Raw genomic sequence first — 22037 nt, forward strand, 5'->3', positions numbered from 1 at the left:
CAGATAATTAAGGTCTAGCCATGACTCCACAACAAATTGAACTCGTTAAATCTACTGTACCTGTATTGCGTGAACATGGTGTTACTCTAACTACATACTTTTATAAGCGTATGTTGAATAACAACCCAGAACTAAAAAATGTTTTTAATCTTGATGATCAGACCAGCCTGCGCCAACCTCGTGCTCTTGCAGCAGCTGTACTCGCGTATGCTGAAAATATTGAGAATCCTACGGTGCTTGCCAAAGCGGTTGAACGCATTACCACTAAGCATGTCAGTTTAGATATTCAGCCAGATCAATATGCAATTGTGGGCGACAACTTGCTTCATTCAATTAGTGAAGTTTTAAATGTTCCATTTGAATCAGAACTCATTGAAGCGTGGAAACAAGCTTACTTACAGTTGGCAGATATCTTAATTGGTGTTGAAAAACAAAAATATGAACAACTTGAAAGCTTGAAAGGTGGATGGGCTGGCTGGCGTTCATTTGAAATTACGCAAATTGACCCACTTGAGTCTGGCAAACGCTTTACTTTAAAGGCAACTGATCATGAAGATGTACTCACCAGCCCAGCAAATGCTTTTATTTCTGTAAAAGTTCAAGTACCTAACCAACAGCTTGAACAACCAAAAGCATTTAAGTTCACAGAGGCTCAAGAGGACAATACTTATCATTTTGATGTTCAACCAGAAGAAGACCATACAGAGTTCTCTGTTTCAAACATTTTGCTTGAGCACTATAGAGTTGGTGATCAAGTACAAGTTTCAGCTCCTTTAACGCTGTAACTTAAAAAGCTCTAGCCTGAAAGTTTTATTCTTTAGACTTTCAGGCTAAGATGATCAACCTCCTAACCTTTAGTTTTTGGTGATCATGCAACTTAATAAATTTACCGATTATGCTTTGCGAATATTAATGTATGTCGCTCGTCCAAGTGATGCGCCGTACACGATTGCAGAAATCGCTCAAGATTTATATGTTTCGCAAAATCATCTTGTGAAGGTTGTCCATTTTATGGGTAAACAAGAGTGGATTATTACCATTCGCGGCAAAGGTGGTGGAATTCGATTAAATCCAAAAGCTTTAGATTTAAAACTTGGAACAATTGTCCGAATTTTACAAGGTGACCACCAAATTGTTGAATGCAATACACCACCTTGTGTTTTACGCTCCCATTGCGGTTTGAAAGGTATTCTTGATCAAGCTTTGGAAAGCTTTTATCAAAGTTTAGATCAATATACGTTAGGTGAAGTTTTACAACAGCCAAAATCCGCTTCAGATCACTCCCCTATCGCCTTTTTGCAAATCTAGTACCCGTTATTCTATTTATCTTTTTAAGCAAGCTTACTGAAAATTAGCAAGAATAACCAAGCTCCTTTATACTAGGCGCGAGCCCTCTCATTTAAAAAGTTATTTTTTATGCGTCGTAGTGAAAAATCGAAAGACACCAAAGCCAGACTCGCACCCAAGCAAAAGATCAGTTATGAAAAGAAACCGGATCCAGCGATTACAGCCTATGCTGTGCAATCTCTAAACTGGTTACGCCAAGCTGAATTTTTAATGAGTGCTCCTAAATTGGCACTATGTGTTGAAGATAGCGGCTACGAGATTGCGTTTGCCGGACGTTCAAATGCAGGAAAATCTAGCGCAATTAATGCATTAACAAACCAGAAACAGCTTGCACGTGCCTCCAAAAAACCTGGGCGCACGCAAATGATTAACTTTTTCAGCCTAGGTAATCCAGATCAACGCTTAGTTGACCTTCCTGGTTATGGTTATGCAGCCGTACCAGAAGATATGAAACGTGTATGGCAAAAAGAATTAGAAAACTATCTAATCCATCGTAAAAGCTTACAAGGTTTGGTTTTACTCATGGATATTCGCCACCCTTTACAGCACTTTGACATGATGATGCTAGAGTGGGCTTATTCACGCCATTTATTTGTTCATATTCTTTTAACCAAAGCAGACAAACTGAACCGCGGCCCAGCGAACAAAGTATTGCTTGAAGTTAAACAACAACTGAAAAAAATGAAGCTTGATTTCTCGATTCAGCTTTTTTCTTCATTAAACAAACTAGGTTTAGAAGAGCTAGCAAGTGTGATGGCTGGACGATTGCACTTTACGCTTGAACAACAGCCAGAATTTGACGTTGATACAATCCCAGAAGCGAGCGATGAGGATGCAGAAGAGTAAATCGTCAAAACAGATACAATTTCTTCATTAAATTTATATTCAATTGGCCCCTATTGCTAAACACAAATGTAGGGGCTTTTTTTATACTCATCATAACTTCATCGAGTTAAAAATCAGGACTAAATGATGAAATTGCTATCTTTTTTGAAGAATAAGGCTTTAGGTTCTTCTATTGATTATAAAATTCTTCCACGCAAGGTAAAATTTGACTGGAAAGATACCCCTGTAGACTGGATTCCAAACCAACCATTTGCAAGTTATTTTATTAATGAAATTAACAATATCTTGCCTGCTGGAGAGTTCTGGTTTTGCCGGCTCTATAACAAGGTTTTACCTCGTATTACTGATGAAAAACTTAAACAGGATGTACAAGCATTTATTCGCCAAGAAGCAATGCATGCAAACGCACACACTTCTGCCAATAAAGAATATTTAAGTGCACGCAATATTGATATCCAGAGAAATCTGGACATTATGAATTATCTATTTACTACTGCTTTGGCAGATAAGCCTTTTGACAAAGAAGTTCCGCAATTCTTGCAAGAGCAATGGGATTTATTCCGTTTAGGTGTTATCGCGACAGTAGAGCACATGACATGTGTCCTAGGTAAATATGCGCTTTATAACAAACGCTGGGAAGAGTTAGGCGCAGATCCAGAAATGGTAGACTTGGTAAAATGGCATGGTTCAGAAGAAATTGAACACCGCACGGTTGCTTTCGATTTATATCGCCATTTAGGAGGTGGTTATATCCCGCGCTATTATTTAAGTCTTGCAGTGATTGTGCTTGTGTTAGGGCTATGGGTAGACGGCGCTGCACATATTATGAAGCAAGATCCACGTTTTGCTGATGCTGCCAAATCTAGATTTTTCCCAGCTTGGGTTGCTCTAGAATGGTATAAAATTAGCCGAAAAGATAATCAGGTTTTACCAAACCCAATCTGGCTTATTGCTCAGCAAATTGACTACCTCATGCCGTGGTATGATCCAGTTAAAGAAGGCAGCACTGAAGATGCGGTAAGTTATTTATCGCAGTCGCCAGCAGCCAAAAGAGCTGAATTACAAGCAGCTTAAAATAAAAAAGCAGGATATAAATCCTGCTTTTTTATTTAGAGATTAGATACTGATATCTTTATCTTTGGTATATCGATCTACTACCACACTAATCATCATATCACCTTGCACATTTACAACCGTTCTTACCGTATCGAGTAAACGATCGATTGGAAGTAAAATCGCAATTGCTTCGGCAGGTAAACCCACAGACTGTAATACCATAATCATGGTAACCATACCCGCACTTGGAATTCCTGGCGCTCCAAGTGATGCGATCATTGCGGTTAGGCACACTACAATTTGTTGTGTCAGGTTTAAGTCTAGTCCAACTAGATTTGCCACAAAGAGCGCGGCAGCAGCTTCATATAAAGCTGTACCATCCATGTTGAGCTGTGTACCCAATGGAATCACAAAACCTGCAGTTTGAGGACGAACACCTAAGTTTTCCTGTGCGCATTTCATACTCAGCGGCATAGTGGCAGAGCTAGAGCTCGTTGCAAATGCGGTAATTAAAGCTGTACGTGTGCCTTTGAAGAAAGTCCAAGGACTCATACGACCAAAAATCCAAAGCAGTAGCGGTAGAACAACAGCGCCATGAAAAATAGTAGTACCTGTTACCACAGCAGCAAACTCCGCCAATCGGCTTAATACTGAAATGTCTTCGGTGGCCATTAATTTAGCGAGTAAGGCAAAAATACCTAACGGCGCCAATTTCATTACCCAACCTACTAACATCATCATCATTTCAAAAAACTGATGACTCAATACCCGAATACTTTTAAAACGTTCGCCACCATGAACTAAAGCAACACCCACAAATAGAGCAAACACGACGACAGCTAAAACATTCCCGTCACTAAAAGCTTTAAATGGGTTAATTAAAGTATTTTGAATAAAATTAGTGAAGAAAGTTGCCGGGTTTAAACTATCTGGTGTTTGATAGCTTTGCATAGATGCCTGAAAAATTGAAATATCTACACCTCGCCCGACCTCAAACAAATGAGCACAGCTAATACCTAAAATTAAGGCCAAGGTGGTGGTGGTGATACAACACAAGAATGTGATTTTCCAAACTGGGCCTAATTGTCCACCTGCCTGCAAATTTGAAACTCCAACCACAATGGAGCTAAAAATTAATGGCACCAACAACATTTTAAGTAGCCCAATAAAAACACTACTTAATATGCCTAATCCATATAAACTGTGCTTTACAAAAGCAGTGTCCGGATACATGGTAAGTAGGAAGCCAAAGGCTAAACCTAAAATGGCAGCAATCAGAATTTGTGTATTTAAGTTCATATCAACATTATTTTTTTCAGTAGGCAATCCTTTTGTAAATATGACATGAGCTTGCTTTTCATTCGAGCAATTTTTTGTCACATCGTTTCAATTAAAAATAAAAAAGCCATCTTTTCAGATGGCTCATTGTTATTTATTGAGTTTCAATTTCCAGTAAACGCATCAAACCCTCTTGCACCGTACTACATACGAGTTGGCCATTTTGCCACATACGGCCAAAGTTTAAACCGCGAGAAGCCGCACTGACTGTAGCTTCCATGTCATAGAGCATCCATTCATCAGCACGAAGTGGGCGATGGAAATAAATCGCATGATCAATACTGGCACATTGCAAACTTGGAGAAATATAACTTAAGCCATGTGGTCTTAAAGCTGTTGTCATCAAAGTAAAGTCTGAGTAAAACGCTACAATTGCTTGATGCAATGAAATGTCATCCAGCTGTTTTGGAATACGGTCATGGGTACGGATATAGTGCGCATTAAAAGGCGCTTCCGGTTGTGGTTGAAATGGATTGACTGGATCAATCGGACGGATTTCAACATGACGCTCACGCATAAAACTTGCACGAACATTTTCCGGTACAAAATTCAGGATACCTTCTTTCAACTCACTTTCCGATTTTAGCGCTTCAGGAGCTGGGTAATCTGGTTCTGGATGCTGATAGTTCAAGCCTTCTTCAGGGTTAGCAAAAGACACCATTGCCGAGAAAATAACTCGTCCATGCTGAATTGCCCGAACTTGACGGCTGACAAAGCTTTTGCCATCACGCAAACGGTCTACTTCATAGATGATTGGAGCATTAATATCACCACCATATAAAAAGTAGGCATGCAGAGAATGCGCAGGACGATCAGTTGTGTAAGAAGCAGCACGTAATGCTTGACCGAGAACCTGACCTCCAAAAACACGTTTACCGACCAAATTACGGCTAATTCCACGGTAAATATTTTCTTCAAGCTTTTCTAAAGTGAGCAGCTCAACCAGTTCTTGGGTTAACGCATTCATGAGAGATACCTTCATATTGCAGGCAAAATTGGTATTAAAGGACAGATGTGTAGAATCTATTGTGCCATAAAAAACTATTTGTACATGGAACAATCAGTCAACTTCTGACAAACATTGCCTTTAAAACAGCTAAAAATACGATTTTTAACGATAAAAAATGCCAAAAGAATTATAATTTATCAGAAAATAGCATATTGTTTTTTTTAATAAATACCGCAAAATATTTACCCTCTGCCTTTGGTGCCGGGATTTGTCTTTAAGAAGTAGGAGTTCTTATGTCCAAGAGTGGGTTTGGTCAAATGTATCGTCGGCTTTCGAGTAAACTACTTGACCTCGTGGTAACACCACATGTTCTTGGGGAAGTTCCTACTGAACCAGTATCAGCAACAACAGAAACAGAAGCGAAGACCGAGCGCCAAAAAGTAGTGTGCTATGTCTTGCAAAATCATTCTCGCAGTAATGCTTTAGTGGTGGATGGAGAAACTCGTCGCTTAAATTTAAAACCAGCGCTAGATCCATTAGTCATCGGTACTCATCAGGAAAAAGCTTCAGTTTTATTTTTACAACACAATGATGAAAATAACCTACTGAATCCCCCTCCTCATGCTTTTCCGCCACGTTTAATTAAACTGATCGAAGTTTTACAAGCAAATCCTGAACTCGACATAGAACTGGTTCCGGTAACCGTTTTATGGGGTCGTTCTCCAGATAAAGAAGACTCTTGGTTTAAGTTGTTATTCTCAGATACATGGGCAACACCAAGTACAGTTAAACAGCTTGTGAATATTGGTTTGCATGGTCGCCAATCTTATTTGGAATTCCATGAACCACAGTCTTTACGTGACCTCATTGAATATGCTCAGAAGCATTATCCGAACCTTTCGCCAGCAACTTATATTGTTAGCACTTTAAATGACTACCTTGATCGCCAACGTGAAGTTGTTTTAGGCCCTGACTTATCAGACCGCCGCAATGTCATGCAGTCGGTATTAAAGTCTCGTGATGTTCAAGAAGCCATTCGACGCGAAAGTATTCGCGGTAAAATCAGCATGCTTGAAGCAGAGCGTCGTGCGATTGGTTATGTGAATGAAATCGTATCTGATTATTCTCACTCAGCAGTACGTTTTGCAGATTTGGCGTTAACACGTCTATGGACTCAGCTTTATGACGGCGTAGAAGTTCATAACTTCAGTACTGTCCGAGAGCTTGCAAAAGACTATGAAATTGTTTACACACCATGTCACCGTAGCCACATTGACTACTTACTACTATCTTATGTGATTTATAAACGTGGCTTGATGGTTCCGTATATTGCTGCGGGCGACAACCTAAACTTACCTTTCGTTGGTCAGCTTTTACGTGGTGGTGGTGCCTTCTTTATTCGCCGCTCTTTCCGTGGTAATGGTCTTTATACTTCTGTATTTAAAGAATATTTATATAGTATTCTTTCTCGCAATACACCACTTGAATACTTTATTGAAGGTGGACGTTCGCGCACAGGCCGCTTATTACCACCGAAAACCGGCATGCTCGCAATGACAGTCCATAGTCATTTACGTGGCCGTGCCAAGCCGATTGTATTTGTGCCAACTTACATTGGTTATGAGCGCCTTATGGAAGGTTCCACCTATGTAGGCGAAATGCAAGGTAAGCCAAAAGAAGCCGAGTCTATTTTTGGTATTTTAAAAACACTCCGAAAAATTGAACGTATTTTCGGTAAAGTACACGTTAACTTCGGTGAACCTGTTTTTCTAGATGACTTGCTTAAGCAGCATAATGCTGAGAACGTTTATATTGAAAAGAACGATGACCCAGTGCCACCTGCTGTTTCAGAAGCAGTAAACAGTTCTGCAAATGCGATTTTAGAAAATATTAACCGTGCGGTAGTGATTAACCCGGTTTCTTTACTTTCAATTATTTTGCTTGCAACACCAAAGCATACGCTTGATGAAGAAATCTGTATTAAGCAGCTTGAAGCTTACCGCAATTTAGCATCAAATTTCCCTTACGATCAGCGCACAGAAGTAACGCCGCTATCTGGTAAGGAAATTATTGCTTATGGCTTAAAGCTTAAATTGATTAAGCGCGTACAGCATGCCCTTGGTGACATTATTGCGATTGAAGATAACCAAGCAGTTCTCCTCACCTATTTCCGTAATAACATTTTGCATGCATTCGTTTTACCTTCATTGATTGCATCTCTTGTTGAACATAACGGGAAAATTAGCCGTGCTGATTTAAGCAATGTCATCTATACGCTTTATCCATTCTTAAAAGCTGAACTATTCCTTAAATGGAAAAGTAGCGAACTTAAAGAACAGATTGAGCAATATGCAGATGCATTGGTTCAATCAAATCTTATTCAACAAGATGACGAAGGCAATTTAATTAGCTCTGCACCGAATACTGAAGAGCATAACCAGCTTGTTGTATTAGCAACACCTGTTAAACAAAGCCTTGAACGTTATTATATGACTTTAGCTTTAATCACTCAGCGTGGTTCAGGCAATATTTCAGCAAAACAAGTTGAAGAATTAAGTCATTTATTAGGACAACGTTTATCAGTTCTTTATGAATTTAACTCTCCTGAATTCTTTGACAAAGCATTGTTCCAAAGCTTTATCAAAGTTTTAACTCAACAAAACTACATTCGAACGAATGACCAAGGCCAAATCGAGTTTGACGATAATTTCCGTCAAATGGCAGCAGGCGCACAGTTGGTGCTTGATGAAGTGACATTACAAATGTTGCAACACATCACGACCTTTACTGATGAAGAGTTAAAAGAAGCTCTTGAAGCAATGGCTTCTCAGCAAGCTAAACGCCGTTTAAAACGTAAAAAAGCTTAGAATCTTCATATAAAATAAAAGGCAACTTAAGTTGCCTTTTATTTTATCTACTCATTGGACATTCAAAGTAACGCGGATCATCAATACAACGTAAGCGTTTCATTAGCTCCACAAAGTAGGCATCGTAATAACCGGAGCGAACATATTGATTGCGTATTTTTGCCACCATAATGTCATAGCTCTGCTTTTCGTAAAAAGAAACGTCAACCCAATAATAGGCTGGTAAATGGTTTTCCCATTGTATAGCTCGATTTGTTAATAATTGACTATTTTGGACAAACCAAGCCCGAATTTTTCGTCCAAAGTTGGCTGGATAAGCTTGCGGTTTAATAATTATATTTACCCCGAAATACGCCAAAGGAAAATTAATCACCTGAGTATCTGGCCCAAAATCTTTCTGTAGGTTATAAGGCAAAAGACCATAAACAGGCGCTGGCATAATATCGATTTTATTTTGTTGAAACTGCGCAATCGCATTCGATAAATCAACATATACCGGCTGCGCACCTACACTTCTCACCAAAGCTTGTTGTGGCGGGTTATTGGCCAGAACTCCAATTCGTTGACCTCTAAGCTGTGCCACTTTTGATATTTTTTTGGTTTTCATGACCATATTTGCAGTTCCAACCGGAATCATACCGACTGCTTCATAGTCTTTATTAATTAATCTTTTCTCAATTGTAGGATGATTTAAAAGCTGCAATAGATTTCGTGCAGTCCGGTTATTGGGTATAAGACCAATACCTGAGGTACTGCCCATAAAATGATTATACTGATAAGTATTAAAGTTACTGGCAGCTAAGCCTGAGCATTTACCTTCATCAAAGGCTTGAATAGCTTGCTGCTCTTTTTGATAACTAACGACTTTGAATTTGACCTGATATTGCTGAGCATATAGACGAATGTCATTTAGTCGGCGCGTAATATCCCCTTGGGTACCCGCTGGATCATATGCACACCACACCTGATCCCCAGCCCAACTCGTAACTGACGTTACACTCAAAAAGAGAGCTAAACAAAATTTTTTCACTTTTAACCTTTTTATCTTTATCGGCAATTTAACTGCCTCATCAGGTATTTCTGTTGTTATTTAAAGTTTAGTCTAAATTTTAATTTGTACCATGAGCATTTAAACATAATAAATAGTCATTAAAGCAAATTGGATGCTCAAGTTGAAAACCCGTCTCAAACAAATGTTTCGCATAAATTTTTTTGCCTGACACATGAGCTGAATCTAAGGTAAGTAGCGGTAAATCTAACTGACTTTGAAACCACAGTAAGACTTCATGCAAAGGTACAGGTGCATTATTAGCAACAAGGTAGCTTTTATGGGGTTTTTCAAAATCAGCTAAAAACGCCAAAAACCTTGCTAAATCATCAATATGAATACGGTTACTATAGTGAATATTTGGATAGGTTTGCGTGTGCTCAGCCATTCGTTTTAGACGATCAATAGAAGCCCCATAAATCCCTGTAGGACGCACAATCACGCACTGTGACGGAAAATACTTTTGCCATAGCAATTCCATATTGTGCAAGATATGCCCTTGGGCATCGTTTGGGTGAATCTCACTATGGTCATCAATTGTTTCACCAGAATTTTCACCATATACCCGCGTAGATGACACCACAATTAATCTTTTAACCGGATGCGATTTTAAAGCCTGACGAATAGGTTCAATACTATCCACATAAGTATGCTGATAACCTTCAACAGTACTATCGTCTGGAGAAAGTAAAATATACACTACATCTACAGGTGCAATTTCGCTTAAATCGAGCGTAAAAATATCCTGTACGAGATGTGTCCCATAAGGATCTGTCTTTTCACTACGGCTAATTGTGGTAATTTGATGTCCTTTCTCAAATAGTTGTTTAGCAACACGCTGAGATGTTTTACCATAACCGATAAATAATATATGCATAGAGAACTCGTTGAGGGGACATGACTTCAGTCCATCAGTTACAAGGCGTTGGATCGGCTTCAGCAGCCCTACTCGAAAAACTAAATATTTTTACCACAGATGATTTGCTGTTTCATCTGCCCCGTGATTATGAAGATCGCAGTACCATTATTCCTATGAATCAATTGGTGGTTGGTCGTAGTTATTTACTCGAGGGTGAAGTCAAATCTGTTGATTTCCCTCCAGGTAAACGTAAATCTATGGCCGCATTAATACAAGATGAATTTGGTAAGGTGACTTTACGCTTTTATCATATTTATAAAAATTTAACCGACAAAATAAAACCTGGTAACCGTTTACGTATTTTTGGTGAAGTTCGCGTAGGTGCACGAGGGCTTGAGCTTTATCATCCAGAAATTCAACTTATTAATGAACATACTCCCCTTCCAAAAACGCAACTCACAGCAATTTATCCAAGTACCGATGGACTAACACAAGCTAAATTACGCGAATATGTTAAACAAGCGTTGAAGCATCATAGTGATGCCTTACCCGAGTTACTCCCTAAACAATATACAAATGGGTATGCACTCAAAGAAGCTTTACATTACATTCACGAGCCGCCAGTTGATGCCAATATGATCCAACTGGCTCAAGGCTCTCATCCTGCGCAGCAACGTCTTATTTTTGAAGAGCTGGTCGCACATCAAATTAGTCTTCTCACTCGACGTGCTTATATTCGCCAAATTGCTTCACCTGCTTTTCCGAGTAGTAAAGTGCTTGCAAAAAAGCTACTAGAAGCTTTACCTTTTCAAATGACCAACGCACAAAAACGTGTATCAAAAGAAATTTTAAACGACTTAAAACAACATCAACCTATGCTGCGTTTGGTACAAGGTGATGTAGGGGCTGGAAAAACTTTAGTTGCAGCGGTTGCAGCATGTCATGCATTAGAAGCAGATTGGCAAGTTGCGTTAATGGCACCCACCGAAATTTTAGCAGAGCAGCATTATTTAAATTTTAAACGCTGGTTTGAACCTTTAGGTATTACGGTAGCTTGGTTGTCGGGTAAACAAAAAGGGAAAGCGCGGGCACACGCTGAGCAACAAATTAAAGAAGGCCATGCTGAACTAATTGTGGGTACTCATGCCTTATTTCAAGATAACGTTGAATTTGCAAAACTAGGACTCGTGATTATTGATGAACAGCACCGATTCGGGGTCGATCAACGATTAGCCTTACGCAATAAAGGCGCCGAACAGCTCACCCCACATCAACTGGTCATGACTGCAACGCCAATTCCTAGAACACTGGCAATGAGTGCTTATGGCGATTTAGATACATCAATTATTGATGAATTACCGCCAGGCCGAACTCCAATTCAGACCGTCACGATTCCGCTAGATCGTCGTGAAGAAGTACTGCATCGAATTGCTTCAAACTGCCGAGAAGGTAAACAAGCCTACTGGGTATGTACTCTGGTTGAACAGTCCGAAACTTTAGATGCTCAAGCCGCCGAAGCCACTTATCAAGAAATGAAAGAGCGCTTTCCTGAACTTAATATTGGTTTGGTTCATGGCAAAATGAAAGCCGATGAAAAACAGGCTGTCATGCAAGCATTTAAAAACAATGAACTACAGCTGCTAATTGCCACAACTGTTATTGAGGTTGGGGTAGATGTACCTAACGCTTCGATTATGGTCATTGAGAATGCTGAACGATTAGGGCTTTCACAGCTACACCAATTACGAGGGCGTGTAGGACGAGGTGCAAAAGCCAGTTTTTGTGTTCTTCTCTATAAACCACCACTTTCACAAAATGGGCAAGAAAGACTTTCAATTTTAAGAGAAAGTAATGATGGCTTTGTTATTGCTGAAAAAGATCTTGAGCTAAGAGGCCCGGGTGAGTTATTAGGAACAAAACAAACAGGTGATATGGGTTTCCGTGTCGCACGTTTAGAGCGAGATGATCATTTATTGAGTCAAGCACACTACGTTGCACAACAAGTTCTAAAAGATTACCCTGAGCAAGCTGATGCCTTATTGAAGCGCTGGCTTCCCGAAGCTCCTCGATACGCATATGTTTAAGTTTTTAAACCCACAGTATCTTTTTCAGTTGCTGTCCCCTTGCCTACTTTGCGAAATAGGAACACGAGAAAAATATTCTCTTTGTAAAGAATGCTGGGAACAGCTACCGTGGCTTAAGCAAACCATTCAGCGCAATGATCAGTCTGTTCTTGTGGCCTGTCACTACGCCTATCCAATTAACCGGATTATTCAGCAGTTTAAATATGAACAAAAATTACATTACCAAACCTTACTCGCTGAAGTTTTACAGCAATTAAAATTTCCTAAGGTACAAGCGATTGTACCCATGCCTATTTCCAAACAACGTTTAACTGAACGTGGTTTTAATCAATCCTTATTACTCGCCAATCTTTTGAGTAAGCAATTAAAAATACCAGTTTGGCAGCCTGTACAACGCTTAAATGAGCATTCTCAAAAGGGATTATCTCGACTCGAAAGATTTGAAAATATTGAACAGCAATTTGTTGCGCTCACTCAAGAAAAACGGCGTTATCGTCGTGTACTGATTATTGATGATGTAATCACAACAGGAAGTTCAATTCACGCTTTATGTCAGGCGCTAAAACAGCTAGGGTGTACATCTATTCATGCCAGTTGCCTAGCTGCTGCTTCATCTACATCATATTAAAATTATAGAGTTATAGATAAGTTCTGCTCACACCACGGAATTACAATTTCTTTGGTTAATGGTGCGAGTTTTGTCTCGGAATCATTAAATTTCACCCACTTCATTTCAGCAATTTCAGCTGCAATTTGTGGAGATTGTTTTAATCGAACCAAATATAAATGGCTAATAAGCGTATGATCCGGTTCATTGGCAGCTGCTGTCTCAAAACGCCCTATAAATTGTTCTATTACACACGGGCTGCCTATTTCTTCCAAGATTTCACGCTGTATAGCAGTTTCCGGAGCCTCATTCGGCTCCAGTTTACCGCCTACCTGCATAAAAGCTTGTGTATTACGCTTTCTAACAAGCAATAATTCATTTTGTTCATTTAAGATCACCGCAGCGGCAACCGTAATTGTTTTCACCTATTTAACCTCATTTATGGTTGAACGTCGGCATTTGTCCATTTCGGAGCAGGAGCCTGATATTGCTCAAATTGTTGAAGAATATCTTCAATTTTGTCTGAGGCAATCAATTTATCAACAAACCGTGCTTGGCTAAATCCGTTATCTACAGTTCCTTGAATCATTTTAAGCAAATCTTCATAAAAGCCAGCTACATTTAGAAAAGCACACGGCTTTTGATGAATACCTAATTGTGCCCATGTCCATTGTTCAAAGATTTCTTCCAATGTACCTGCCCCACCTGGTAAAGCAATAAAACCGTCCGACAGATCTGCCATTTTGGTTTTACGCTCATGCATATTTTCGACGACATATAATTTTGTCAGTCCAGGATGAGCTAACTCGCGATCAACTAAAGCACGAGGAATTACCCCAATGACCTGCCCGCCGGCTTGCAAAGCACTATCAGCAACAACACCCATTAAACCAGAACGGCCACCGCCATAAACGAGTGTTTTACCTTGTTTAGCAATAGCTTCACCGGTTAATTGAGCAATTTGTTGAAAGATTGGGTTTGAACCAAGAGATGAACCACAGAAAATACAAATTGAATTCATAGTATAAAAACCGTTTTATTGAACTGTCATGCTGACAAACTAGACTATCGACAGAGTTTTTTTTTGCAAAATAGCGTATTGGCAAGTGTTTTTCGGCAAATCCTTGTCTAAAATACACCCATCAATTTCCATCAGACTGCGTAAGGAAAAAAGACACATGCTTGAAGCCTTTTATGCCACAGAACGCGGAAGTCTGGAAGATGCCACCATCAATGGTGGATTTGATCTACATCCCGAATTAGTATGGCTTGATCTTATTGCACCCTCTCAAGAAGAACAACAATGGGTCTTAGATGCTTACAATCAGAACTTACCTACACTAAAGTCGTTAGAAGACATTTCATCTTCTGCTCGATTCTACCGTGATGATGACGGTATTTTGCATATCAGCACCTATTTTTTAACGAAAAATAAAAATTATCAGGTTGATGGGGATGCCGAAGATTCTTCCCATATGCTTGCCATGGTGCAGACTGTTGCATTCATCTTACATAAAGACCGCTTATTTACTTTACGTGGTGAAAAGTTAGTTGCCTTTCGTGCTTTTCGTGCTCGAGCTCGTCGTAATGACTACGAAATGGATTATAAAGATCCAACATGGATTTTATTGGGCTTACTTGAAGCAAAGCTAGATGAGCTTGCGGATATCTTGGAAGATATCCACAAGGATCTAGAAAAATACTCAACCGAGGTTCTCAATAACCATCAACGTGAACAGATTTTAGATCTTGATGACATGATTACCCGCTTGGCACAACAAGAAGACATGCTTGGAAAAGCACAGCTCTGTTTAATTGATTTGCGCCGTGTTTTAACGTTTTTGTCTCGTCCACGTGCTTTAGGCAGTCATATCTACGATGCAGATATTCGAGAACTTAGTGAGGATGTTCGCTCGCTTGTCGAACATGACGCTTTCTTATTTCAAAAAGTACGATTCTTGCTTGATACAACGTCAGGATTTATTAACACTGAACAAAACGATACGATCCGTCGATTCTCGATATTACCAAGTATGTTGGCACCACCTATGTTAATCGCCAGTATCTATGGTATGAACACTGATGTACTTCCTTTCGCACACGGTACAACCAGCTTTATTATCGTTTTACTAATTATTATTGGTTTCTTTATTGGGCCTATCATTTATTTCCGCTGGAAAAAATGGATTTAAAGAGATTACCCAGCAAATTTTGTATATAAAAAAGCACCTAAATTTAGGTGCTTTTTTATCTTTGCTCATCAAACCAAATGTAGGTCTTCTTGCAAATGGCAGGCTTGAATGATTTTCAGCATCTTCTCCGGTACATTTTTAAAATGTAATCCAGACTTTTGTGGAGTTTGACGTAGCCATTGCACTAAAACAGCCAAGGCTAACGTATTACCATGCTCAAGCTGCTTTAAATCAACAATTAAAGGAAAGCTTGTTTGCTTTTTAATAATTGCCAATCCAGCTTGGTATTGTTGTTCAGCATTTTCAAAATCAATTTTGCCTGAAACAACTAACTCTTGGTTAAGATACTGAACCACTCTTCACCTACTTATTTTTGTTTATTCTGATTAACAGCAGCATCTGCATCAGGTTGGAACGTAGCAATTGCTTTATTCAAATCACCGCCATTACGTTTCACAGTTGCAGCAAATTGGTTACGGAACTGCAATCCTAAATCAATACCAGAAACATTGATGTTACGGATTTTCCATTGCGAACCTTTGTCTGCCAACTGGAACGACACAGGAATTTTTTCACCATTGTGATTAAAATCTAAAGTCACAACAGGGTTTTTACCAGCTGTCGCCTTGTATGGACGCATCGTGTAAGTTTGGTTTGTATACTTAGCAAATGCACTACCGTAATTCTCAATTAATGTATTACGGAAGTTCGTTTCAAACTGAGCACGCTGTGCAGCAGTACTATATTGGTTTGTTGCATAAGTACCCATCACAATACGAGTAAACGCTTGTGAATCAACATACGGGTCTAAGTTTTGGCGTACAATTGTTTTTACTAATGCTGGGTTATTTTGCAATTTAGCATGATCGGCTTTTAAACGAGAAATCAAGCCATCAGCAACACGCTTAATAAAGTCAGGTGGTGCTTCTGAAGGTGCAGCAAAAGCTGTACCAGCAATCATAGTAGACAAAATACTTGCTGTAAGGGTTTGTTTAAACAACGTATTCACCTGGAACCACTCCTTCAAATAATCTCTTACTCAACAAATGACGGCTGTGCACTGCTGTCAGTACTTGCAGGAGCTTTTTCTTCTGCTGAGGATGAACCAGCGGCAACCTTACCTGCGCCACCACCAGTAATAAATTTACTAATAAGATCTTCTAGATCCATCGTTCCTTGGGTATTAGAAATAGTATCGCCACGTTTAAGGTAGTTTAGACCACCACCCGGTACGATTTTTAAATATTTCTCACCCAATAAACCATTGGTTGCAACCATTATATAAGCATCTTCATCAATACTTGTGATGGAGTTCATGTTACTGATCAGTTGCTGTTCCATTGTTTTTTGTTGCGCTGGAGTCGCTTGCGTATAATCAGAACTGTAACGTAATTCGTCTAAAGCATTTTTTTGAACTTCTTTTAACTGTTCAGCATTAAAGCTTGTCAGTTTTCCATCAAGATCAAAAGTAACCGTAGCCAAACGTGTAACCGGATCAAGCGTGATTGAATCAACGCGGCCAATTGTTACACCGCTCATCGTCACTTTAGCACGAGGCTTTAAACCATTAACGTTATCAAACTGAGCTTTCATGGTGTAGCCATCGCTCAAGTTCGTGCCCACTAAACCACTCACTTTCATTGCTAAAAAGAATAAAGCAATACCGAAGATAATGACAAAGATACCTACGGCCAGCTCACTAGTACGTGATTTCATTAAATCCCTCCGAACATGACCGCAGTCAACACGAAATCAAAACCTAAAACACATAATGAAGAATATACAACCGTGCGGGTCATTGCCGTTGCAATGCCTTCAGGTGTCGGATCACATGCATACCCTTGGAAAACAGCAATCCATGTACACAGCAAAGCAAATACAATGCTCTTAATAATGCCATTTACGACATCGTGGCCAAATTGAACATTATTTTGCATACCACTCCAAAAGGAGCCTTCATCAACGCCAAGAAAGTCAACTCCAACCAATTTACCGCCCACAATACCAATCGCAGCAAAAATAACGGTTAACATTGGCAAACTGACTATACCAGCCCAAAGACGTGGTGATACGATTTGCTTTAAAGGATCAACACCAATCATTTCCATACTGGCAAGCTGTTCACTTTGTTTCATCGAACCAATTTCAGCAGTCAATGCAGAACCTGCTCGTCCAGCGAAGAGCAAAGCTGCAACGACCGGTGCAAGCTCACGCAGTAAAGTTAAAGACACCATTGTGCCTAGCATTGATTCACTACCAACATTGACTAATATTGAGTAGCCTTGCAATCCGAGTACCAGACCAATAAATAAGCCTGATACCGTGATAATGAGTAAAGACATTACCCCTACACGATGCATTTGATAGACGAAACGTCCGAAACCGCCCGCTGAAGGTAATGAAAAAATAATCTGTAAGAGCATCAGTGCCGCAACACCAATCCCTCGAATCCGCTCAATAACGAGTCTACCTAACCAGGCTATCGTATTCATGGACGAACCTCGTTATCTAAATAAGCTTGGTGGCTAAACTGGTATTCAACCGGACCTTCTGCCGAGCCGGTTAAGAACTGTTTTACAAATGGAGAAGCATAAGCTTGTAATTCTTCTGGCGTTCCTTCCCCTTGAATCTTCCCTTCCGCTACAACATAAATGTAGTCAGCAATAGAGAGGGTTTCAGGAACATCATGCGAAACAATAATCGTAGTTAGATCTAAAGCTTCTCGCAATGAACGAATGAGACGTGTTAAAACACCCTTCACAATCGGGTCTTGCCCCGCAAAAGGTTCGTCATACATAATTAAATCGGGATCAAGCGCAATTGCACGAGCTAAAGCGACCCGTCGGTTCATACCACCTGACAACTCAGTAGGCATAAGCTGTTCTGTTCCACGCAAGCCCACCGATTCAAGTTTTAAAGCGACCAGTTCTGCAATGAGATTTTCAGAAAGCTTAGTATGCGCACGAATTGGAAAAGCGACATTTTCATAAACCGACATATCGGTAAATAAAGCTCCACTCTGGAACAGCATTCCCATACGCGCACGTGCTGCAAATAATTCCTGGCGTGACATTTGAGCAATATCTTTGCCATCAAGCAAAACTTCGCCCTGATCGGGAACAAGCTGCCCACCAATCAAGCGTAATAAAGTCGTTTTACCTGTACCAGATGGTCCCATAATGGCCGTGATCTGGCCTCGACGTATATTTAAACTAATATTGTCATAAATGACGCGTTCCCCTCGGTTAAAACTCAAGTTTTTCACTTCAATCAGTGATTGAGTCGAGAGAGGAGTTTTATTATTCATAATGGCAATCATTCCTGCACTTTTATGCCCGCATACTATAACACTGAATTTTGGGAATCTTGTTGTAATTTTGACAAAAGCAAAACAAGCTAATATAGGAATATGAGCTAGATTTTGAAAAGAAATTTATTGATCGAGAACTTGAAACTGGTCTACGAAATGGCCAGTTAATAAAGCATAGGCAAAGTAAATTCCATTGCACAAAGCAAGTGCAATAAAAAGATATGGCAAACCACGTTGAAATAAGAATTTACTCAACCATGCCAAAGGCGACTCTTTTCGCTTACTTTTACGCATTATTACAATAAACATTGAACTGTTTCACACTTTGTTATTTTATAACAAAACTAAAAAATAAAAAAGGCCAGTATGTAAACTGGCCTTTTTTTAAATCTCTTAAAGATTAACGGTCGAATTTACGACGGCGCTCACCACGAGATTCTTGATTAAAGTGTTCTTCGCGAACTGCGCGACGTGGACGGTCTTCACCACCAAAGCTACGTTTTGGACGATCACCAAAACCACCTTCACGACGTGGACGATCTTCACCACCAAAGCTACGTTGTGGACGGTCACCAAAACCGTTTTCACGACGTGGTTTATAGTCTACGCGGTTACCACGATTGTCATCATTTGAATCAAAACGAGGCTTATCGTTAAAACCACCTTCACGGCGTGGACGATCTGAGTTGAACTCGCGACGCGGACGATCTTCACCACCGAAGCTACGTTTTGGACGGTCTTCAAAACCACCTTCACGACGTGGACGGTCTGAGTTGAACTCGCGACGTGGACGGTCTTCACCACCGAAGCTACGTTTTGGACGGTCTTCAAAACCACCTTCACGACGTGGACGATCTGAGTTGAACTCGCGACGTGGACGATCTTCGCCACCGAAAGCAGGACGCTCACCACGAGGCTTATCATCAAAGCTACGACGTGGACGATCATCACGACCACCTTCACGACGTTTGAAGTTACCTTCACCTTCGAAACGACGACCACCGCCGAAACCGCCACCACGACGACCATCACGGCCACCGTTACCACCACGACCGCCTTCACGACGTGGACGAGCTGGAGGTGGAGATGGCTCTAAACCTTCAATTTCAGAAACATTTAAACGAGCTTCTAAGTAATCTTCAAGCGCACGGATTTTACCGCGTTCACGATAAGTCGCTAAAGTAATCGCTTGACCTGTACGACCAGCACGACCTGTACGACCAATACGGTGTACATAATCTTCATGCTTCATTGGTAAGCCGAAGTTAATAACGTGTGAAATTGTTGGAACGTCAAGACCACGTGCAGCAACGTCAGTAGCAACTAAGATTTTCGCACGGCCTTCACGGATACTACGTAAACGACGGTTACGAACTGTTTGCGGCATTGCACCGTGAAGTGCAACAACTGAATGACCTGCTTCTGCAAGTTCTTCAGCCAACATATCTGTATCTTCTTGTGTGCTCGCGAATACAACAGCTTGGTCAAGCGTTTCATCAGCCAACCAGTGAGTCAGAAGTTTCTTCTTGTGTTCGAAACCATCTGTCCAGTGTAAAGTTTGGGTGATGTCAGTATTGGTGCTGTGACCAGTTTCAATTGCAATACGCTCAGGTTCATTCATCATGCGCTCAGCAAGACGAATAATACGGTCAGCAAAAGTTGCAGAGAACATTAACGTTTGACCACGATTCGCAGCCAAGTCACTGATCGCTTCTAAGTCTTCAGAGAAACCAAGGTCTAACATACGGTCAGCTTCGTCCACGATTAAAGCATCAACTTTGTCTAGCTTTAATTGACGACGGTTAACTAAGTCTAATAAACGACCTGGAGTCGCAACTACAACTTGAGCACCTTTAAGCTGTTGAATTTGTTTACCAAAAGGCATACCACCCATAATTGCAGCAATACGAACACCTTTCATGTGACGTACAAAAGCAATTGCGTCTTGGCTAACTTGTTGAGCCAATTCACGTGTTGGGCATAAAACTAAAATGCTAGGCTGAGTCACTGCTTTCATACGTTCTTTGAACGGAACGAAAGTATCTTGACCTGCCAAATTATGTAATGTCGGTAATAAGAATGCAGCAGTTTTACCAGAACCAGTCTGGCTAGAAACAAGAAGGTCTTTACCTTCTAAAGCAGCAGGAATAGATTGTTCTTGCACAGGAGTTGGGTTAGTAAAACCTAAACCTTCAAGAGCTTGTTGTAAGGTTTCGTGCAAAGAAAATTCGGCAAAAGTTTTGCTCATAGAGAGTTCCACCCCAAAGGGTGCTCCATTTTTAATAAATACAAATAGACATCGGCAAAAGCGGCAAAGCAAATATTAGCTGAATCTTATTATTCAGCAGCAATCCGAGTAACGACGATGTGGACTAAACGCACGCTTGATTACGGCCGCAACCTGAAGAATCGCTGAGCGATTGGGGCGCAAGAAATGGTCCTCTCTATGGACAGCGTGCGCTTACAATGAATAGAACAGAATGTTCAGGTAATGAACGGAAATTTAAGTGCGTGGGCGGATTATAGCAGAAAGAATTTAAAAGTCATGTGTTTTAATCAACTTTCTCGGTATTTCTACTGTTATTTGTATTTTACCGACCATTAAAAAGTAAAACCCTCTATAAAAAGAGGGTCTTACTCAGAAATAATTTTTTTAAATTATTTTGCAGCTTTGTCCCAAGCAGGAACTACAGTTTGCATTAATGGCTTTAACATTTTCAGTGAGCATGCAATCACTTGACCATTTTCAAGTGAATCATTACCACCACGTGCGTCAACCACAACACCACCAGCTTCCTTGATAATAAGCTCACCAGCAGCGATATCCCATGGCTTTAAACCAAGTTCAAAGAAACCATCGAAACGACCAGCAGCAACATAAGCTAAGTCGAGAGCAGCTGAACCACCACGGCGGATTTGAGCACCCGCTTGAGTCACAGCTAATAATGAAGCAAAGTGCTGTTCTGCATAAGACACAATTTCACCAGCACGTTTAGCACGGTAAGGGTGACCTACTGCCAAGAATGTGTTTTCTAGACTATCTTTTACATTTACGCGAATACGACGCTGGTTCATCACTGCACCACGACCACGACTTGCAGAGAACAATTCGTCACGTACCGGATCGTAAATTACGCCGTGCTGAGTAACACCTTTGTGCTGAACAGCAATAGAAATACAGAAATGAGGGAAACCATTAATAAAGTTTTGCGTGCCATCAAGAGGGTCGATCACCCAGCACCAGTCTGCATCGTGGCCTTTGCCCTCTTGCAAACCGAACTCTTCACCTAAGAAGCTATGGTTTTTATAACTTTTACGTAATGTATCAATCGTCAATTGTTCTAAATAACGATCTACACGTGTTACAGGACCATCAATGCCTTTCTCTTCAACTTGCAAATCGAGCTTATGACGATTTTGATGCGCTTTTAAAAGCTCTTGACCAACTGTTTGAGCCGCACGCGCAGCCATCACCACCATAGGTTCCATTGAACACCCACTACAATACAAATTTGAAGATTTTGACAAAGAATA

22 protein-coding genes are annotated in these 22037 nt (G+C 40.4%); 8 read left to right on the forward strand and 14 right to left on the reverse strand.

The genetic code is table 11. From position 1 onward, the window contains the following. The first annotated feature begins 20 nt into the window (after window positions 1-20). The 4 genes from RFX69_RS09475 (at window position 21) to RFX69_RS09490 (ending at window position 3267) form a co-directional block, all read left to right on the forward strand. On the forward strand, window positions 21-785 hold the full coding sequence (locus RFX69_RS09475) for a globin domain-containing protein (protein ID WP_000188888.1): 765 nt from the start codon (window positions 21-23) through the stop codon (window positions 783-785). 85 nt (window positions 786-870) lie between these two features. Beyond that, on the forward strand, window positions 871-1308 hold the full coding sequence (locus RFX69_RS09480) for an Rrf2 family transcriptional regulator (protein ID WP_001176605.1): 438 nt from the start codon (window positions 871-873) through the stop codon (window positions 1306-1308). 108 nt (window positions 1309-1416) lie between these two features. Then, window positions 1417-2193, forward strand: a complete 777-nt coding sequence (yihA, locus tag RFX69_RS09485; protein ID WP_001254457.1) for a ribosome biogenesis GTP-binding protein YihA/YsxC — start codon at window positions 1417-1419, stop codon at window positions 2191-2193. A gap of 123 nt (window positions 2194-2316) precedes the next feature. Continuing rightward, window positions 2317-3267, forward strand: coding sequence for a metal-dependent hydrolase (locus RFX69_RS09490; protein WP_016653507.1), 951 nt, complete (start codon window positions 2317-2319; stop codon window positions 3265-3267). Window positions 3268-3309: 42 nt separating this feature from the next. On the opposite strand, the gene RFX69_RS09495 is transcribed toward RFX69_RS09490, so the two are convergent. After that, window positions 3310-4575: a dicarboxylate/amino acid:cation symporter gene (locus tag RFX69_RS09495; protein ID WP_002000599.1), complete on the reverse strand. Its 1266-nt coding sequence runs from the start codon at window positions 4573-4575 to the stop codon at window positions 3310-3312. 106 nt (window positions 4576-4681) lie between these two features. Beyond that, on the reverse strand, window positions 4682-5554 hold the full coding sequence (locus tag RFX69_RS09500) for an acyl-CoA thioesterase II (RefSeq protein ID WP_289333017.1): 873 nt from the start codon (window positions 5552-5554) through the stop codon (window positions 4682-4684). A 275-nt stretch (window positions 5555-5829) separates the two neighbouring features. Between RFX69_RS09500 and plsB the strand changes: the two genes are divergently transcribed. Further along, on the forward strand, window positions 5830-8403 hold the full coding sequence (gene plsB, locus RFX69_RS09505) for a glycerol-3-phosphate 1-O-acyltransferase PlsB (protein ID WP_000045398.1): 2574 nt from the start codon (window positions 5830-5832) through the stop codon (window positions 8401-8403). A 43-nt stretch (window positions 8404-8446) separates the two neighbouring features. Here plsB and adeT2 read toward each other — a convergent pair whose 3' ends face one another. Further along, the gene (gene adeT2 / locus RFX69_RS09510; RefSeq protein ID WP_000712907.1) at window positions 8447-9433 is read right to left on the reverse strand and encodes a putative multidrug efflux protein AdeT2; all 987 of its coding nucleotides are present in this window, start codon (window positions 9431-9433) and stop codon (window positions 8447-8449) included. A 79-nt stretch (window positions 9434-9512) separates the two neighbouring features. After that, complete coding sequence (locus RFX69_RS09515; protein WP_000547774.1) at window positions 9513-10328, reverse strand: NAD-dependent epimerase/dehydratase family protein; 816 nt, start codon at window positions 10326-10328, stop codon at window positions 9513-9515. 20 nt (window positions 10329-10348) lie between these two features. Between RFX69_RS09515 and recG the strand changes: the two genes are divergently transcribed. Both recG and RFX69_RS09525 read left to right on the forward strand, forming a co-directional pair. Beyond that, window positions 10349-12394, forward strand: a complete 2046-nt coding sequence (recG, locus tag RFX69_RS09520) for an ATP-dependent DNA helicase RecG (protein ID WP_000204953.1) — start codon at window positions 10349-10351, stop codon at window positions 12392-12394. Then, a complete protein-coding gene (locus RFX69_RS09525) occupies window positions 12387-13022 on the forward strand; it encodes a ComF family protein (protein WP_000472270.1) in 636 nt (211 codons plus the stop codon). The genes recG and RFX69_RS09525 overlap by 8 nt, the downstream gene beginning before the upstream one ends. Window positions 13023-13024: 2 nt before the next feature. Here the strand turns inward: RFX69_RS09525 and RFX69_RS09530 are convergent, their stop codons facing one another. After that, window positions 13025-13426 (reverse strand): NUDIX domain-containing protein, encoded by a 402-nt coding sequence (locus tag RFX69_RS09530; protein WP_000849705.1) that lies wholly within the window; start codon window positions 13424-13426, stop codon window positions 13025-13027. A 14-nt stretch (window positions 13427-13440) separates the two neighbouring features. Next, complete coding sequence (locus RFX69_RS09535) at window positions 13441-14022, reverse strand: TIGR00730 family Rossman fold protein (protein ID WP_001084310.1); 582 nt, start codon at window positions 14020-14022, stop codon at window positions 13441-13443. A 157-nt stretch (window positions 14023-14179) separates the two neighbouring features. On the opposite strand from RFX69_RS09535, the gene RFX69_RS09540 reads away from it, so the two are divergent. Then, window positions 14180-15193 carry a CorA family divalent cation transporter gene (locus RFX69_RS09540; protein ID WP_000888321.1) on the forward strand — a complete coding sequence of 338 codons (1014 nt, stop codon included), beginning with the start codon at window positions 14180-14182 and terminating at the stop codon, window positions 15191-15193. A gap of 68 nt (window positions 15194-15261) precedes the next feature. Here RFX69_RS09540 and RFX69_RS09545 read toward each other — a convergent pair whose 3' ends face one another. The 8 genes from RFX69_RS09545 to RFX69_RS09580 form a co-directional block, all read right to left on the reverse strand. After that, on the reverse strand, window positions 15262-15549 hold the full coding sequence (locus RFX69_RS09545; RefSeq protein ID WP_000250997.1) for a lipid asymmetry maintenance protein MlaB: 288 nt from the start codon (window positions 15547-15549) through the stop codon (window positions 15262-15264). 11 nt (window positions 15550-15560) lie between these two features. After that, the gene (locus tag RFX69_RS09550; RefSeq protein ID WP_001093907.1) at window positions 15561-16202 is read right to left on the reverse strand and encodes a phospholipid-binding protein MlaC; all 642 of its coding nucleotides are present in this window, start codon (window positions 16200-16202) and stop codon (window positions 15561-15563) included. A 26-nt stretch (window positions 16203-16228) separates the two neighbouring features. Next, complete coding sequence (locus tag RFX69_RS09555) at window positions 16229-16909, reverse strand: outer membrane lipid asymmetry maintenance protein MlaD (protein ID WP_000842362.1); 681 nt, start codon at window positions 16907-16909, stop codon at window positions 16229-16231. Next, the gene (gene mlaE / locus RFX69_RS09560) at window positions 16909-17685 is read right to left on the reverse strand and encodes a lipid asymmetry maintenance ABC transporter permease subunit MlaE (RefSeq protein WP_001091949.1); all 777 of its coding nucleotides are present in this window, start codon (window positions 17683-17685) and stop codon (window positions 16909-16911) included. The genes RFX69_RS09555 and mlaE overlap by 1 nt, the downstream gene beginning before the upstream one ends. Further along, entirely contained in the window at window positions 17682-18500 is an 819-nt protein-coding gene (locus RFX69_RS09565; protein WP_002019647.1) for an ABC transporter ATP-binding protein, read from the reverse strand. The genes mlaE and RFX69_RS09565 overlap by 4 nt, the downstream gene beginning before the upstream one ends. A gap of 126 nt (window positions 18501-18626) precedes the next feature. Continuing rightward, window positions 18627-18812, reverse strand: coding sequence for a hypothetical protein (locus tag RFX69_RS09570; RefSeq protein ID WP_000471151.1), 186 nt, complete (start codon window positions 18810-18812; stop codon window positions 18627-18629). 91 nt (window positions 18813-18903) lie between these two features. Next, on the reverse strand, window positions 18904-20751 hold the full coding sequence (locus RFX69_RS09575) for a DEAD/DEAH box helicase (RefSeq protein ID WP_000047395.1): 1848 nt from the start codon (window positions 20749-20751) through the stop codon (window positions 18904-18906). A 410-nt stretch (window positions 20752-21161) separates the two neighbouring features. Beyond that, window positions 21162-21992 carry an inositol monophosphatase family protein gene (locus RFX69_RS09580; protein WP_000433617.1) on the reverse strand — a complete coding sequence of 277 codons (831 nt, stop codon included), beginning with the start codon at window positions 21990-21992 and terminating at the stop codon, window positions 21162-21164. Window positions 21993-22037: the final 45 nt, after the last annotated feature.

Origin of the sequence: Acinetobacter sp. 148 (assembly GCF_031196675.1) — a bacterium.
Classification (GTDB): Bacteria; Pseudomonadota; Gammaproteobacteria; order Pseudomonadales; family Moraxellaceae; genus Acinetobacter; species Acinetobacter baumannii.